Below are 15,147 nucleotides of genomic sequence, written 5' to 3'. Positions count from 1 at the left end.
GCTTTACTGCGCAGACATCATCCACTCGCACATCAGTGCGTATTGCGCTGCCTCCAGAAGGAACCAGTGGCCTCAACCCGTGCCCGCAAGGCACTCCTCGCCTGTCTCACCGCAGTTGCCGCCGTCGTAGCGGGCCTGACCGTGCATGCCGCACCTCCACCGGCTGAGCCGGCGCTCGCTACGGCGGCCTCGGCTGCTGACGAGCTGCCCCTGTCCTCCGCGGTGGAGGACGGCGCCTACCCCGACGCGGAACGCATCCACCAGGAGCAAAAGATCCTGCTCAAGAACGGTGACGGGAACATCGTCTTCGTTGCCTGTGACGGATCCAACGACATCATCGTCAAGAACCGCGTGGCGGAGAACGTCGACTTCTGCTTCGACGTCCGGGCAAGGCCCGGCTTCCTCACGCTGGAGCTGCCCAAGGCGTTCGCCCTTCGCACCCACGGCTTCCCCGTGACCGCCACCATCACGGCCGGCGGCAAGGAGACCGTGATCAACGCGGGTGCCAATGACTTCCAGCCTTTCGGCGAAGGTCTCGCCAACCCGAGCGCCACAGTCGTCGAGCTTCGCGTACCGCGCTGACGCCCCAGCTTGCACAGCGCGACACCGCTCGTGGATGCCCTCCTTCCGCACCCGGTGCCGCACCTGCTGAGCGGCCACGCGGCCTCCCTCGAAACCTCCGACAGAATCCGAGAACACCATGTCGACTTTCCGCACACGCACCACGTGGGCGGCTGTCCTGGCCTCCGCTCTGGCTGCGGGCACCATGAGTGCCCCCACGGGACATGCGCTCGCAGGGGCGGCCACGGCCGACCCCGCGCACAGCTTCACCGCCAAGATCAGCGTTGCTGACGGTCCTTCGTGTTCGGGCACGCTCGTCAACAACACCTGGCTCCTGACCGCCGCCAGTTGCTTCGCCGATCCCGCGTCCGGATCCGTGCCCACCGGCGCGCCCAAGCGGAAGTCCACCGCGATCATCGGGCGGTTCGACCTCAGGAGCACGCAGGGGGAGGAGCGTCAGATCATTCACCTCGTCCCGCGACAGGACCGTGACCTTGTCCTCGCCCGGCTGTCGGCGCCGGTCTACGGCATCGGCCGGCTGCGCCCCGCGACTGCTGCGCCGAGCGCCGGTGAGTCCCTGCGGATCACCGGCTTCGGACGCACCAGGACCACCTGGGTGCCCAACGCGCCGCGCACCGGTACGTCGACCGTCACCCAGGTTCAGCCGACCTCCGTCCAGGTCAGCGGTGCGACGGTGTGCAAGGGAGACGCGGGCGCCCCCGCCGTCCGGTCCACCGACGGCCGCCTGGAGCTTGCCGGGATCGTCACCCGCTCCACCCACGCGGGGTGCCTCGGCTCGGAGGAGACGCGCACCGGCGCCGAGGCCGTCCGAGTGGACGACCTCGGGCAGTGGATCAAGGAGTCCACCGCGGCCACGCTCACCAAGTGGAAGACCCAGATGGTCACCAAGACCGACACCGGGCTCTTCCACACGATGCGCGACAGCAACGGCGACTGGTCGAACTTCGGGGACGTCCAGAAGGTCGCCGGCGGTATCGAGGACCTCGCCTACACGGCCAACGCCGCGAACTACGGCAAGAACTACGTCTTCGCGGTCGGCGGCAACGGACGCCTCTACGAGGCCAACCGACGCCCGACCGGAGGCTGGGCACCCTTCCGGGACATCACCGACGAACTCGGCAACAAGCCCGGCCTCACCACCGTCGCCGTCACCTCCATGGGACGCAGCCTCGGCCTGATCGGCCTCGCCAACGGCAGGGTCTACCACGCCATCCAGGACCCCGACGAGAAGTGGTCCAAGTGGGGTGACGTGACCGCCAAGCTCGGCATGCTCGGCAACGCCAAGCAGCTCACCATCGCCCGCACCTCCGACGGCCGCACCCACGTCGGCGTCGTCGCCGACAAGAAGGCGTACCACGCCATCCGCGAGGCGGACGGATCCTGGACGAAGTGGGGCGGCATCGCCTCCCTGCCCACCGGCCTGACCGAGTTCTCCGCGATGACCTACGCAGGTATCGGCAACGAGCTGCAGGTCGTCGTCGCCGGCCCGGCGGGAGAGCTGCGGCACGCCACGCGCAGGGAGAACGGAAGCTGGACCAGCTTCGGCAACCTCGGATCGAAGGTGGGCGTCACCAAGCCGCTCGCCAGCCTGGACGCAACCGGCGTCGCGGGTGAGTTCCAGGTCGCCTTCGCCACCGTGGAGGGGCGCATCCTGCACACCACCCGGCACGAAGACGGCTCCTGGGACGACGTCGAGGACCTGCACAACCTCCCCGGCAAGCCGGAGGTCGTCGCACTGACCGGAAGCGTCGACGACTGACGACCACTGCCGTGCAGCGGTTCGCCCGAGGGCCGCTGCGCGCAACGCCGTCGAGTGCCGCCCCGCAGGCAGCCTGCGGGGCGGCACTCGACGGAGCGTGGGAACCTTTCTCCGCCCGCCGCACCCTCCGTACCCCTCCTTGCCGCACGGCCAGAGCTACGGGTCCGGCGTACCGTGGCTGCGGCTAGATTCCTCGCATGCCGTCACATATGAGCCATGGTGCGTCGGGAGCCCTCCGTCGGTTCGCTGGGCGGGTCGCTCAGGGAACGGTGGGCTATCCGATGCTGGAAGGGATCGACTACTGGGAGGAACTGCGCGAGTCTCCCTCCCAGATGGAGATCTGCTTTGCGATCTTCGCCAACGTCCTGGAGCTGGACGGGCATGGCGAGCCGGTCAACGAAAGGTACGCGGAGCGCCGCGCGGCGACGTGGCTCCACCGCTACTGCACCGGTCGCCTTCCCCAGGGACAACCGGCCATCGAATCGTGGGAGCAGCAGCTCTACTGACCCCGGCGCGCGATACCCGGACAGCGTCGGGGTGGTGGGGGGAGAGTGCCGGCTGAAGCGTTCAGCCGCGAGACACCAGGTGCCCGACGAACGCGGTCCAGGCCGGGGCCGTGACGGTGAGGACGGGGCCGTCGGGGACCTTGGAGTCGCGGACCGGGACGATGCCGGGGTGGGCATCGCAGACCTCGACGCAGTTGCCGCCGTCGCCGTTGCTGTACGACGACTTGCGCCACCGCGCGGAACCGGCGAAGCTTTCGCCGACTTCGAGGCAGTCGCCGCCGTCGCCGTTGCTGTAGGTGGACTTGCGCCACGTGGCGGCGCTCAAGTCAATGCGCGGCATTTCGGTAGTCCTCGGCTGTGGTCTCGATCAGGGCCAGGGACGCCTCCGGAGACAGCGCGGCGGCCCTCAGCCGATCGTATGCCTTGTGGTACTGACGCACAGCGGTCGGATCGTCGAAGGTCTGGCCGTGGTAGGGGCCTTCGGTGTACATCAGCGGCGGTTGATCCAGGAACTTCAGAAACATCAAAGAGAGTTGCATGAACGGCTGGGTGGCCGCGTTCCACGGGAGGATCTGTGGAACGATGCGCCGGTGCGCGGCCAGCTCGGTGATGCGATCCAACTGCTCGGCCATGAGAGCCGGGGGTAGCAAGGAGCCCCGGAGCAGGGACTCGTGCATGATCACCCAGTATTCCGGCTTCTTGGGGTCGTCGAACAGTTCCGCTCGTTCCACCCGGCTGCGGATCTTGAAATCGACCTGGTGGGGTAGGTCCAGCGGGTGGGTCGAGTGGATGACTGCCCGAGCGTAGTCCTCGGTCTGCAACAGGCCGGGGATCAGGGCGTTGGCCCACTCCTCGATGGTCTCCGCACGCTTCTCCGACTCCGCGATGGGCGCGAAGTACTCCGCGTGCGCGTCCTGTTTGGCGTTGCGCACATCCTCGCAACGCCGCTCGAAGAAGCCGTCCGTGTTCAGGCGGCGGTCCATGTGCTGGGCCAGGTCCGCCGGCATGCGGCGGGTCGCGCGTTCGATCTCGCTCAGGTAGCTCGCGCCGTAGAAGCTGCCGTCGACCGCCTGTTGGAGCGTCAGGCCCGCCTGTTCGCGGCGGTAGCGCAGCTCCTTGCCGTAGAAGGCCGGGACGCTCGCCGAGCCGTCGATCTCCTTGCGTGCGGCCATGAGTGCCCGCCCTCCACACTTCGCGCCGTGTTGCCGAAACCCCTTTCACGGTAGCCAGGCCGACGCCACTGTGTGAGTAGTTCGTCACGGAAAGCACAGGAAGGCTGACCCCCACATGCACGACGCCACCGCCACCGCCCCTGATCCCGACCCCGACGTCTGCGCGGGCGAGTTGCGGGACGCGCTCGCCGCACACGGCATCACGCTGCCGTCGCTCCGCGTCGACCTGCCGAGTTACGCGGGCCCGTACCCCGTCCGCCCGCTGCTCGCGCTCGGCAACTGCAACCTCGCGACCGCCCGCGCGCTGACCGCCGCCCTGCGCAGGGGAGTCGCGTGATGCGCAAACCGCTGACGATGGCGCTGCTCGCGACCCCTGAAGCCGTCGCCCAGGTGCGGCGGACCGTGCGGGCGTACGCGGGCGGGCCCTGCGACGACCTCCAGTTGTGCGTGAGCGAGCTGGTGACGAACGTGCTGCGGCACGTCGGCGAGGGCGTGCCCGTCGCGGTCCGGGTGGTCCCCGGCGAGAGGCGGACACGGCTGGAGGTGACGGACCCCGACCCTCGCGTGCTCCCCGTCCTCCGCGCGGGCCCGGCCGTGGACGAGGAGGGCGGCCGGGGGCTTGCGCTGCTCGACGCGGTCGCCCTGCGCTGGGGCGTGGACCAGGGGCCCGCCGACAAGACCGTCTGGTGCGAGCTGGCCGAGGGGCTGCCGGACGGGTGTGCCCCGTCCGCGCCGACGCACGCGCTCGTGCTCGGCGGCACGGCCTACCGGGTCCGGCGCGAGGCTGAGGAGGAATCGGAGGAGGCGCCGCTGGAGGTGCAGGCGCAGGCTCAGTACAGCCACTCCCCGTCCAGCGCCTCGCGGACCCGGTCCAGCGCCGCCGTGTCGCGGGACCTGGCCCAGTAGCCGACGCCCGACTCGTCGCGGATCAGCACCTCGTCGTAGAGGAACCAGCGGGCGTCGGGGTCGGATGTCATGGCGCGAACGCAGCCCCCGCCTCGCGCACCCGGCTGCCGGTCGCGGAGCCGTGCCCCGGCACCGGGTGTCCGGGGGCGCCTGCCACCGGACACCCGCCTCGGGACGCCCCGCGCCCGGCGCGGCGGGCGCCGCGTGCGACCATGGTCCGACTGATCCGTCGGTCAGCAACGAACTGCGGATCCCGGTATCGAATGCATTACGGATTCGGGCCCGGCGGGACACCGCGGGGCGGTGGCGAGAACACTCACCCTGTCGATCATGAAGGACGACCGGGGCCGCCACCCCCCACAGGAGAGGCCCCGGTCGTCGCTCGCAACGGGGTCGCAGTGGCACCCCGTACTCCCTTCAGCGCCGAGCATGCGTTTTCTGTCACACAGGACCGCGTTGTTAGGTTGTTGCGGGTTGTACTAGGCATGGACGGGCACCCGGAAAAGGACGTAGCGTGCTGGTTCGCGCAGGGTGGCGCGGCGGTGACCAGCCGCGATTGAGACAGGTTGAGGTAGTGCTGGGGGACGACGCGGAGCTGACCGCCGCGGTGCTCGCGGCTCAGGGCGGGGACGAGGACGCGTTCCGCACCGTGTACCGCGCCGTGCATCCGCGGCTCATCGGCTATGTGCGCACGCTCGTCGGCGAGACCGACGCGGAGGACGTGGCCTCCGAGGCGTGGCTCCAGATCGCGCGCGACCTCGACCGCTTCAGCGGCGACGCGGACCGCTTCCGCGGCTGGGCCGCCCGGATCGCCCGCAACCGGGCCCTCGACCACATCCGGATGCGCGGGCGCAGGCCCGCCGTCGGCGGCGACGAGACCGAGCTGACCGGCCGCCCCGCCGACTCGGACACCGCCGTCGAGGCGATGGAGTCCCTCAGCACCGGTTCGACCATGGCCCTGATAGCCCAGCTCCCGCAGGACCAGGCCGAGGCCGTCGTCCTGCGGGTGGTCGTGGGGCTCGACGCGAAGAGCGCCGCGCAGACCCTCGGCAAGCGGCCCGGCGCGGTGCGCACCGCCGCGCACCGGGGGCTCAAGCGGCTCGCGGAACTGCTGGACGAGACCGGGACGGGGACGGCCGGGGCGCAGACGGACGTGGTCCCGGCGTCCCTCGCCGCCCGTGCCCGGGACCGCGACGGCGACGACCGCCACGGCCCCGACCAGGACCGGGGCGACGGCCACGGCCCGTCCGGCGGCCAGGGCCCCGCCACCGACCCCGGCCCCGGCCCCCGCCCCGGCGGCACCGGCGCCGACGCGCCCGGCGTCCCCCGCCAGACCCGCGGCCCGGCCGGGCCCGCGAGCCCCAGCGGTCCCGCTACGGCGACGCGTCCCGCCGCGACCGGTCCCGCGCCCGAAGCCCCCGCGCCCGCCGCACCGGCACCCCCTGCCCCCGGGCCCACCACCCCCGTGCCCGGCGCCACCCCCGTGCCCGACGCCTCCGTCGGCGCGCACACCCCCGCCCGCCCGCGTGACGCCGCGCCACTGGACCCCGCACCCCCGGGCGACCCCGCGCTCCCGAGTGACGCCACACTCTCGAGCTCCGTTCGCCCGCGTGACGCCGCGTCCCCGCCCCCGGAGCGGACACCCGGTCCGGCTCAGCGGACACCCGGTCCGGCTCAGCGGACACCCGGTCCGGCTCAGCGGACACCCGGCGGGCCCGCCTTCCCCGTCGGGATGAAACACCAGGTCAGCGGCTACCTCGGGAGCGGAACCCGGGGCGATCCGTCGGGCCGGGACCTGGACGGACTGCCTGCGCAACGCGCCCGGAGCGGCGGAGCCGCCGCTTCCGCCGGTGTGACGCATTCGCGTGCGCGTACGCAGAAGGACATGTGATGGCGGACGAGCGCTACGAGTGGCTTGACGGGGACGCGGCGGAGCACCTGCTGCGCGGCGAACCGGTCGAGGCCGCCGACGAGCACGCCCGTCTGGAGGCCGCCCGTCTGCTCGCCGCCCTGGACAGTGCTGCTCGGGAGAGCGCCGCTGAGCCGGCGTACCGGCTCGACGACGGTGAACTCCCCGGCGAGGCCGCCGCCCTGGCCGCGTTCCGCAAGACCCGGGCGGATGCCGCCGCTCCCGCGGGCGACTCCCTCGGCACGGTGACCGTCACCCGCCCCGCGCCCGGCGTGCGCCGGGTGCGTTTCGGCAGACCTCTGCGCTTCGGGCTCGCCGCCGCCCTCGCGGGCTGCGCCCTCGGCGGGGTCGCCGTCGCGGCGGGCACCGGCGTGCTGCCGTCCCCGTTCCGGGGCGACGACCACCCCCTCCCGGCCTCCTCGATCTCCGCCGCCACGCCCGAACCGCTCAGCTCGCGGTCCGCCGACGGCGAGGCCGGGAGCGGTGTCACCGCACCCCCCGAGGCCGTGACCACGTCGCCCGCGCCGCCGCCGGACACCCGTCGCCCCGACGAGGAGACGCCGCGGCCGGGCGCCACGACGCCGCCCGAGCGCGAGGACGAGCGCGGTCGCGCCACCCCCTCCTCGCCCGGGACCGATCAGGGCGCGGCCCGGTGGCGCAAGGCGGTCGAGGCGTGCCAGGACTACCGCAGCGGACGCCTGGCCCCCGAGCACAAGCAGCGCCTGGAGGACTGGGCCAAGGGCCCGGAGCGGATCAAACGGTTCTGCGACCGCCTGCTCGCGGGCGGTTCCGACGCCTCCGGCGGCGGATTCGGCACCGGTGGCAACAGCGGCGGCGACGGCGGCTCGGGCGACCGTGACGGCGACGACGGCCGTGACGACGACGAGGGCCGCGACGACAAGGGCCGCGACCAGGACGGACGCGGCGACGTGGGCGACTCCGGCGACGCGAGCCGGCCGGGCGGGATCCTCGGCCTGCCGCGTCTCTCCCTGCCGCAGGCGGCCCCGGCGCAGGCGGCCCTGCCGCGGACGGCCCTGGCGCCGCTGCCGCAGACAGCCCTGACGCAAGCCTCTGACCTGCGACTTCTTCCGGTGTGACGCGGCTGCTCCGCCGGGTGTGACGTTTTTCGGGGCTACGGCGCAGTAAGAAGTGAGCCGACTGGTCATCGGCCGCGCGATAGAGCCGGGGTTCCCCCCGTACCTACGGCTCAGCGCACACGGCGCGGGCGGGACACGTTCCCCCGGTCCCGCCCGCGCCTCTCACCCTCTCCTCGTTTCCCGAGCCGCCCGCCCGGCCGGTCGGTCCGCGCGCCGCAGCACCAGGAAGACGAAGCCGAACGCGTCCCGGTACCCGCGCAGCCACTGAGTGCGCCGGGTGGCGGCCGTCTCCAGCACCTCCGCGCTCTCCGGGTCCCCGGGGTGGTCCAGAGCCCACGCGGCCAGCGACCCCCAGCAGGCCCACTCGTAGGCGTCCAGCTCGGCGCGGGTGCTGATGTGCCCCTGGACGGGGACCCAGCCGGCCCCGGCCACCTGCTCCACCGTGCCCGCCAGGTCGCTCAGCGGGCCGAGCATCTCCACCGCCTCCGGGGTGGGTTCGCGTTCCCAGTAGCCCTCGCCGACCAGGACGCGGCCGCCGGGGGCCAGATGCGCGCGAGCGGCCTCCAGGGTCGGGAGCAGCCCGCCGAAGGCGTGCGAGGCCGCGACGCTGACGACCGTGTCGAAGGGCTCGGGGGAGGAGAAGTCACCGGCGGCGCGGTGGTGGAGGGTGAGCCGGTCGGCGAGGCCCCGCTCGGCGGCCGCCCGCCGCGCCCCGTCGAGGGCGTCGGCGGAGAGGTCGACGCCCTCGGCCCGGAGGTCCGGATACGCGGCCAGGGCGCGGAGCAGCCATTCGGCACCGCCGCAGCCCAGGTCGAGGACCCGTTCACCGCCGGACGGCAGCGCGTGGCCGAGCAGACGGGCGACGGCCGGATCGTCGACGGGCGCCTTGACGGGGTGGCCGGTGTGGGCGATACGGGAGAGGCGTTCACGGTTCATCCGGCGCAGCCTGGCAGCCGGGGCCCGCCGCCCGCACCCGGATTACCGGCGCCGCCCCGGCCGCACCCCCGGCGCTCCGGCAGCACCCCCGGCGGCCCCCTGGCGCGCCGCCGCCCCGCCCGCGCCCCCTGCTCACCGGCCGCGCGGGCCGGGGCCGGGGCCCGGGCCCCGGCCCCGGGATCACCAGTAGACGACGACCTTGTCGCCCGTGCTCACCTGGTCGAACAGGGCCGCGATCCCGGCCTTGTCCCGGACGTTCACACAGCCGTGCGAGGCGCCGTTGTAGCCGCGGGCGGCGAAGTCGGAGGAGTAGTGGACGGCCTGGCCGCCGCTGAAGAACATCGCGTACGGCATCGGGGTGTCGTACAGCGTCGACACATGGTCCCGGGACTTCCAGCCGACCTTGAACTCCCCCTCGCGGGTGGGGGTGTACTGCGAGCCGAAGCGGACGTCCATCGTCGACAGCACCTTGCCGTCGATCATCCAGGACAGGGTGCGGGTGGTCTTGCTGATGCACATCACCCGGCCCTTCATGCAGCGCGGGTCCAGCTTCGGCTCGGGCTTCTCGACGTCCTTGCCGTCCAGTTCCGCGCGGGTCGGCTTCGTCGTCATACCGAGCAGCTTCTGCCAGGTGACCTCGTCCGTGCTGCCGGTGGCGGGCAGGCCGCGCTTGCCCTGGAAGCCCTTGACGGCGGCGGCGGTGACCGGGCCGTACGAGCCCGTCGGCTTGTCGTCGAACCAGCCGATCTGGGCCAGCCGGGCCTGGAGTTCGCGCACCTGCTCGCCCTCCGCGCCCGGCGCCATGACGATCTTCGGCGGGGGTGTGGAGGCGGTCGCGGACGGGGTCGGGGAGGCCGAGGCGCTCGGGGAACCGGAGGGCTCGCCGGCGGCCGAGGGGGAGGAGGACGCGGAAGGAGACGCGGTCGCCTCCGACGCGGACGCCTCCGGCGCGGTGGCCGACGCGCTGGGCTTGCCGTCGTCCGCGGAGGCCGTGTTCTGCGCCGTGCCGCCCGCGCAGCCGGCCGTCACCGCGGCCACGGTCAGCGCGGCCGCCGCGGCCAGCGTCCGGACCGCGAGGTTCCCTCTGAGCATCATGCCCCCCTGTCGTACCTGTACCCGTAGAGACAGACAGCCGCCCGGCCGGGTTGCACGGCCCCCGGCATCATGGGGGTAACGGTTGGGGGACGAGCACGACACGGCCCTGCCCGCACCCGGGCGCGACGGCCGGGTGCGGGGGCGGTCCGGGGGTGACCGCCCACCCTCCGAAACATCCGGGCGACGGGTCGCACCCCTGTGCGACACTCCGCCCATGCTGGGTGTCACCGATCTGCCGACCTACCTCGTGGGCCTCGTCCTCATCATCCTTCTGCCGGGGCCGAACTCCCTCTACGTGCTGTCCGTCGCCGCCCGCAAGGGCGCCCGCACGGGCTACCGGGCCGCCGCCGGGGTCTTCACCGGCGACGCGATCCTGATGACCCTGGCCGCCCTCGGCGCCGCGTCCCTGCTCCAGACCACGCCGCTGCTCTTCACGATCGTCAAGTACGCGGGCGCCGGCTATCTGACCTGGATGGCCGTCGGGATGCTCCGCTCGGCGGTCGCGATGTGGCGCACCCGCGGCGAGACGCCCATCGAGCCGGACGCGCAGGAGGCCCCGGGCGCCGTGGCCGGGCCGCGGGAGAACCCGTACCGCCGGGCGCTGGTGATCAGCCTGTTCAACCCGAAGGCGATCCTCTTCCTGATCTCCTTCTTCGTGCAGTTCGTCGACCCGTCGTATGCGTACCCGGCGCTGTCGTTCGTGGTCCTCGGCGGGCTGCTCCAGCTCGGCAGCTTCCTCTACCTGACCATGCTGATCTTCAGCGGCAGCCGCCTCGCCGCCGCGTTCCGCCGCCGCCGTCGCCTCTCGGCGGGGGCGACGTCGGCCGCGGGCGCGCTGTTCCTCGGCTTCGCGGTGAAGCTCTCCCTCAGCAGCGCCTAAGGGCTGTCCCGCAAGTGCGGCCGTGCCTTTGTGACTGAGTGCTTCAGTTGGCGAGTGAGCGCGACACCTGGCGAGCTGAGCGTTCGGTGTTGATCTTTGCTGCAAGGCGGTCGGCGCCCTCGACTTCTGCGGGGTCAGCGCAGAAGTCGGCGGTGTGAGCGTCGACGTCGAGGAGAGTCGCGCTCCGATGGGGCCCCGGCACTTTCCTTGCCTCACCAGGAGCGCCGCCCCGATAGCCGGACAGATCCAACTGATCGCCAGCTGCATTTCTCGCTGCCGGACAACACCGGACGGCTGACGGGATTGTCGGCGGCGGACGACATAATCTCCACCGTCATGATCACCGAACCGGCCGGAGGCCGCTGTTGTCCTCGCTGCATGATTTCGCCACCTGGGAGCCCCTGCTGCGGCTCCTGCGGACAGCCCACACGGAGACCCTCGCTGCGCCGGGCGGCAACGTGGCGGGGAGTATCGGCCAGGGCTCGTGGAGCGTGCCCGTGCAGCAGCGGCGCTCGCTGGCCGGACGCGCCCTGCTGATGTCGGACATGCAGGAGGAGTTCGACGCGATCGAGCGGGTGCGGAACGCGCTCATAGCGGCAGAAGTTGCCCACATCGCGTTCACCGTAGAGATCCCGCCGAGCGGGAAGGCCGTGCTTCATCTGTTCGATCCCAGTTCCGCTGCGGATCCCGGCCTCGGGAACGCTCACCCGGGGGCGCTGCTCCTGGTCGAGGGGGCGGTGCCCGAGCCCTGGCGCCGCCTGCCCGAGGCCGTGCCTGGAGCGCGGCCAGCTCCGTCCGTGGATCTGGCGCTGCTGGAACGGACGCTGCGCGAGCGGATACCCGCGGCGATCGGCGCCACCGAGGCGGAGATCGCCGCCGCGGAGGCCCGCCTGGGAGTGGCACTGCCCGAGGAGATCAAGGTGCTCTACCGGGTGACTCGTGCGCAGTGGGCGGACTGGGGTGAGGACCACGAGGCTGCGCAGCGCGTCTTCGACGCGGTTGGCTTCGAGCTGGGCTCCCTGGACGACGTCTCCATCGCCGACAGATCGTGCCGTCCGTTCCGTTGGGAGCATGCGGCGATGGAGGCGGCTGTCACCGGGCCGGACGCCGCCGTGCAAGACCTGGTCGGCTCGCCCGGATGGATCGTCATCGGCGACACCGGCGGCGGGGATCAGGTCGCCGTCGACCTGACGCCAGGCCCGTGCGGCCACGTCGGGCAGATCATCGTGCTGGACCATGAGCAGAGCGTCGGTGCCGAGTTGTTCGCCGAGTCCCTCACCGCCCTGGTCCAGGATCCGGAACGGGACTGGTACTCCGGGCGCCGCCGGGGCGACCTTCCCCACGTGGCGTGGGTCAACCACCGGAGCGTCAGGAGCATTGAGGCCGCGGCCCACCCCGACCTGGAGGCGCTGAGCCTCGGCGTCTGGGATGGCGAACCGTTCAGCCTGGCACCCGTCGTCGGGCTGCCACGCCTGCGCACCCTCTCCTGCTACCCCGGGACGCTCGCCGCCCCACTGGAGATCGCCGGGCTGACAGGGCTGGAGTTCCTGGAACTCGCACCGGAGGACTGGCGTGTCCTGGTCGACGCCGGTGCTGTCCCGCGCAGTCTGTCGGCCGCCGCTGTCAAGGCGTACGGCGACCGGGATCCGCGCGCGATCGTCGCCCTGGCGAACGAGATCCTTGCTCTCTGGGACCGCCCCCCGATCCCCGAGACCATTGTCGACGGCGACCTCGGGCCCCTGCCGTAGCGACTGTGACAGTAGTGCTGAGCGCTTCAGCCGACGAAACTCGCCAACTGAAGTGCTCCGTCACAGCCTTGACCTGAGACTGGCTCGATAGGGTCAGCGCCACAGCCAACGAAAGAGGATCGTTCGATGGCGACGTACGACCAACTGACCGAGTGGGCGGGTCTGGGGCACGTCACGCGAGCTGGACGGGACGTTGTGGCCGGCTGGCGGATCCCCGGCTTCATGAAGGCACAGCTCGTCGAGGTGGGCATCCCGGTAGCTCCACGCCTCATCGAACGAGTCGCGACCCAGAGCGAGGCTGAGCCGGCCCTGCTCACGTCCCGCGGCTCGCTCTACCGCCTCACCGAGCAGGCGGACCCCGTTGACCAGGCCGAGTGGTCATCATTCGGCGTCGAGCCGGAGACCGGGACGGTCCACTTCGTCATGCCGGACGGGGAGGCATGGTTCGCCAACTCGGGTGTCGGCGTGTGGCTCGACGCCCTTCACCACTACGGCAGCCGCGTCACCTCCTCAGAGCTTCTCCGCGAGCCGGAGGGCTCCGAGAAGTACCTCTCCGAAGGGGAGGAAGAGCGGGCATTCGCCGAGCTGAACCGGCTGGCCGAGGAGCTGAAGGAGATCGACCCGGCGGCCTTCGACGGCTACGAGGGGTTTCTCTGGCCAGGGCTCCTGGACCGTTGGCTCTACTGACCTCGGCCCGCAGAGCCGGGGCCGTATGTCTCCGGGCCTGCGGGGAAGCCAAGCCGCCCACGGCTGAGATGGTCTTCATGTGGAGGCTGTGATCACGGCGTCGGAGCCGTCATGGATAGCGCCGTACTCCGGGGCTCAGTCCGAAACAGTTCGGGAAGCTGATCACCGTGCTGCGGCGCGGAGGCCCGCCCCTCAAGCGCAGGGGCCGTCCGTGGAGCCTGCCGCTCGAAGACCGGGTTCTGCTGGTTGCCGCGTACTGGCGGACCAACCTGACCCTGCGGCAGCTGGCTCCCCTCTTCGGGATCTCGAAGTCTGCCGCGGGCCGGATCGTGAGCCAGCTCGGGCCCCTCCTCGCTCTGCGGCCACGGAGCCGCTTCCGCAAAGACACAGTGCTGATCGTGGACGGCACCCTCGTGCCGACACGGGACCACAGCGTGGCGGAGCAGTCCAAGAACTACCGCTACTCGACCAACCACCAGGTCGTCATCGACGCCGACTCACGCCTTGTCGTCTCCGTCGGCCGGCCCCTGCCCGGCAACCGCAACGACTGCAAGGAATGGGAACTGTCCGGAGCCAAGAGCTCGGTCGGCAACACCACCGTCATCGCCGATGGCGGCTACCGCGGCACCGGTCTGATCATCCCGCACCGCCGAGAACCCGGCCAGACCGAACTACCGGCCTGGAAGGAAGCCCACAACCTCGCCCTGACCGGATAGCGGATCTATGCCGACGACCGATGAGGAGTACGTCCGAGATCACTTGCGGGACAGCCCTTAGCAGCGCTGGTCAGGTGCCGTTCGCGGGGGCATGTCTCCTTGATCGGTCGTGTCGTTGACGCGGTTGTGGAAATTGGGGACTTGGCTTTTGGTCCGGTGTGATCTGGAGGACTTTGCGGCGGAGATGTTCGAGCCGTTCGCACGAGCGGATCAGCGACGGTGGGGCGGGGTCATTCTGCGAGCCTTGCTGCTGGACGGCGGGCGCAAGTCGGTGGAGCCGATGGCCGCTCGCCTGGGTGAGGACGGAGACCGGCAGGCCCTGGCCCACTTCGTCACCCCCAGCCCATGGGATGCGGCGCATGTACGGACCCGGCTGGCCTGGCGCATGCAGCCGGTCATCAAACCCACTGCGCTTGTCATCGATGACACGCACCAGAGCACTCTGTCTAGAGGGCCTTGACTTTTCGATCTATACCGGGTTAACGTATCTGCATGGCAGATGAATGTGTGAACAGAAAGATTCATCGTGTCCGTGTGAAACGCCAGCGAGACGGATGGATCCTGCAGATCGTCGGCGCAGATCAGGTGTGGGTTCGCCGACTCACAGAGGCAGCTGCGGCCGCTCGGAGTCGAATCTCCGAGGTCGAAGGCATCGCGGCGTGTGAGGTCAATGTCCAGGTTGATATCGAACTGGATGAGCCTCTGCAGAGCAGGAAGAGAGAAGCCGTGCAGGCCATTTTGGATGCCCGCAGTGCTCAGGAGAAAGCGGCTCGAGTCTATCGGGATGTGGCCAAGAGCCTTCAGCGATCCGGAGTGTCTGGGGCTGAAATTGCCTTGATCCTGGACGTATCCCGGCAGCGCGTGTCCCAACTGCTGGCCGACAAGTAGGGTTCGCTGGACTCCTGGACCGGTGTATCGCTACCGCATTTCCACCTGCACGCGCTCGATGTTGTACGTACGGGCGCGGACCTGATCGCCTTCGGCCGCCCCTTCCTGGCCAACCCGGACCTGGTGGAGCGCCTGCGCCTCGGCGCCCCCGTCAACCAGGTGCGGGACCACTATCTGATGTACGTGAGCGGTGAGACGGGAGACGCGGACTACCCGGCGCTGGCGGACGCCACCTCGACCGCCGCAGCCGCCCGCTGACCGGCCCG

At 71.2% G+C, this 15,147-nt stretch carries 14 protein-coding genes and 4 pseudogenes; 14 read left to right on the top strand and 4 right to left on the bottom strand.

Going from position 1 to position 15,147, the window contains the following annotated elements:
• The first annotated feature begins 66 nt into the window (after window positions 1-66).
• From C593_RS0111020 to C593_RS0111010, 3 genes are all read left to right on the top strand, one after another.
• Entirely contained in the window at window positions 67-582 is a 516-nt protein-coding gene (locus C593_RS0111020) for a hypothetical protein (RefSeq protein WP_026277576.1), read from the top strand.
• Window positions 583-766: 184 nt separating this feature from the next.
• Complete coding sequence (locus tag C593_RS30975) at window positions 767-2,341, top strand: S1 family peptidase (protein WP_158686824.1); 1,575 nt, start codon at window positions 767-769, stop codon at window positions 2,339-2,341.
• A gap of 197 nt (window positions 2,342-2,538) precedes the next feature.
• Window positions 2,539-2,847 carry a DUF7677 family protein gene (locus C593_RS0111010; RefSeq protein WP_026277575.1) on the top strand — a complete coding sequence of 103 codons (309 nt, stop codon included), beginning with the start codon at window positions 2,539-2,541 and terminating at the stop codon, window positions 2,845-2,847.
• A 61-nt stretch (window positions 2,848-2,908) separates the two neighbouring features.
• Here C593_RS0111010 and C593_RS0111005 read toward each other — a convergent pair whose 3' ends face one another.
• Both C593_RS0111005 and C593_RS0111000 read right to left on the bottom strand, forming a co-directional pair.
• Window positions 2,909-3,187 (bottom strand): DUF397 domain-containing protein, encoded by a 279-nt coding sequence (locus C593_RS0111005; protein WP_018847355.1) that lies wholly within the window; start codon window positions 3,185-3,187, stop codon window positions 2,909-2,911.
• On the bottom strand, window positions 3,174-4,019 hold the full coding sequence (locus tag C593_RS0111000) for a Scr1 family TA system antitoxin-like transcriptional regulator (protein WP_018847354.1): 846 nt from the start codon (window positions 4,017-4,019) through the stop codon (window positions 3,174-3,176). Before C593_RS0111000 ends, C593_RS0111005 begins: the two co-directional genes overlap by 14 nt.
• 115 nt (window positions 4,020-4,134) lie before the next feature.
• On the opposite strand from C593_RS0111000, the gene C593_RS0110995 reads away from it, so the two are divergent.
• The 4 genes and pseudogenes from C593_RS0110995 (at window position 4,135) to C593_RS0110980 (ending at window position 7,931) form a co-directional block, all read left to right on the top strand.
• Entirely contained in the window at window positions 4,135-4,356 is a 222-nt protein-coding gene (locus C593_RS0110995; RefSeq protein ID WP_018847353.1) for a hypothetical protein, read from the top strand.
• Entirely contained in the window at window positions 4,356-4,925 is a 570-nt protein-coding gene (locus tag C593_RS33315; RefSeq protein ID WP_018847352.1) for an ATP-binding protein, read from the top strand. Before C593_RS0110995 ends, C593_RS33315 begins: the two co-directional genes overlap by 1 nt.
• A gap of 574 nt (window positions 4,926-5,499) precedes the next feature.
• Window positions 5,500-6,046, top strand: a pseudogene (locus tag C593_RS29405) (RNA polymerase sigma factor); the annotation flags it as partial.
• A gap of 769 nt (window positions 6,047-6,815) precedes the next feature.
• Window positions 6,816-7,931, top strand: a complete 1,116-nt coding sequence (locus tag C593_RS0110980; RefSeq protein ID WP_026277574.1) for a hypothetical protein — start codon at window positions 6,816-6,818, stop codon at window positions 7,929-7,931.
• A gap of 162 nt (window positions 7,932-8,093) precedes the next feature.
• On the opposite strand, the gene C593_RS0110975 is transcribed toward C593_RS0110980, so the two are convergent.
• The gene (locus tag C593_RS0110975) at window positions 8,094-8,867 is read right to left on the bottom strand and encodes a methyltransferase (protein WP_018847350.1); all 774 of its coding nucleotides are present in this window, start codon (window positions 8,865-8,867) and stop codon (window positions 8,094-8,096) included.
• A 180-nt stretch (window positions 8,868-9,047) separates the two neighbouring features.
• Window positions 9,048-9,962, bottom strand: coding sequence for a L,D-transpeptidase family protein (locus C593_RS0110970; protein ID WP_018847349.1), 915 nt, complete (start codon window positions 9,960-9,962; stop codon window positions 9,048-9,050).
• Window positions 9,963-10,176: 214 nt separating this feature from the next.
• Between C593_RS0110970 and leuE the strand changes: the two genes are divergently transcribed.
• From leuE to C593_RS31555, 7 genes and pseudogenes are all read left to right on the top strand, one after another.
• A complete protein-coding gene (leuE, locus tag C593_RS0110965; protein ID WP_018847348.1) occupies window positions 10,177-10,842 on the top strand; it encodes a leucine efflux protein LeuE in 666 nt (221 codons plus the stop codon).
• 365 nt (window positions 10,843-11,207) lie between these two features.
• Window positions 11,208-12,590: an SMI1/KNR4 family protein gene (locus C593_RS0110960; RefSeq protein ID WP_018847347.1), complete on the top strand. Its 1,383-nt coding sequence runs from the start codon at window positions 11,208-11,210 to the stop codon at window positions 12,588-12,590.
• Between the two features lie 126 nt (window positions 12,591-12,716).
• The gene (locus C593_RS0110955) at window positions 12,717-13,277 is read left to right on the top strand and encodes an SUKH-4 family immunity protein (RefSeq protein ID WP_018847346.1); all 561 of its coding nucleotides are present in this window, start codon (window positions 12,717-12,719) and stop codon (window positions 13,275-13,277) included.
• 79 nt (window positions 13,278-13,356) lie between these two features.
• A pseudogene (locus tag C593_RS29400) lies at window positions 13,357-13,975 on the top strand (transposase family protein); the annotation flags it as partial.
• Between the two features lie 202 nt (window positions 13,976-14,177).
• A pseudogene (locus C593_RS0110945) lies at window positions 14,178-14,423 on the top strand (transposase); the annotation flags it as partial.
• A 62-nt stretch (window positions 14,424-14,485) separates the two neighbouring features.
• Window positions 14,486-14,881 (top strand): hypothetical protein, encoded by a 396-nt coding sequence (locus C593_RS32975; RefSeq protein ID WP_158686822.1) that lies wholly within the window; start codon window positions 14,486-14,488, stop codon window positions 14,879-14,881.
• A gap of 69 nt (window positions 14,882-14,950) precedes the next feature.
• A pseudogene (locus tag C593_RS31555) lies at window positions 14,951-15,139 on the top strand (hypothetical protein); the annotation flags it as partial.
• Between the last annotated feature and the right edge of the window lie 8 nt (window positions 15,140-15,147).

Source organism: Streptomyces sp. CNT372 (genome assembly GCF_000377145.1).
The sequence above is the reverse complement of the archived record's forward strand: the minus strand, read 5'-3'. Positions and strand labels throughout refer to the sequence as shown.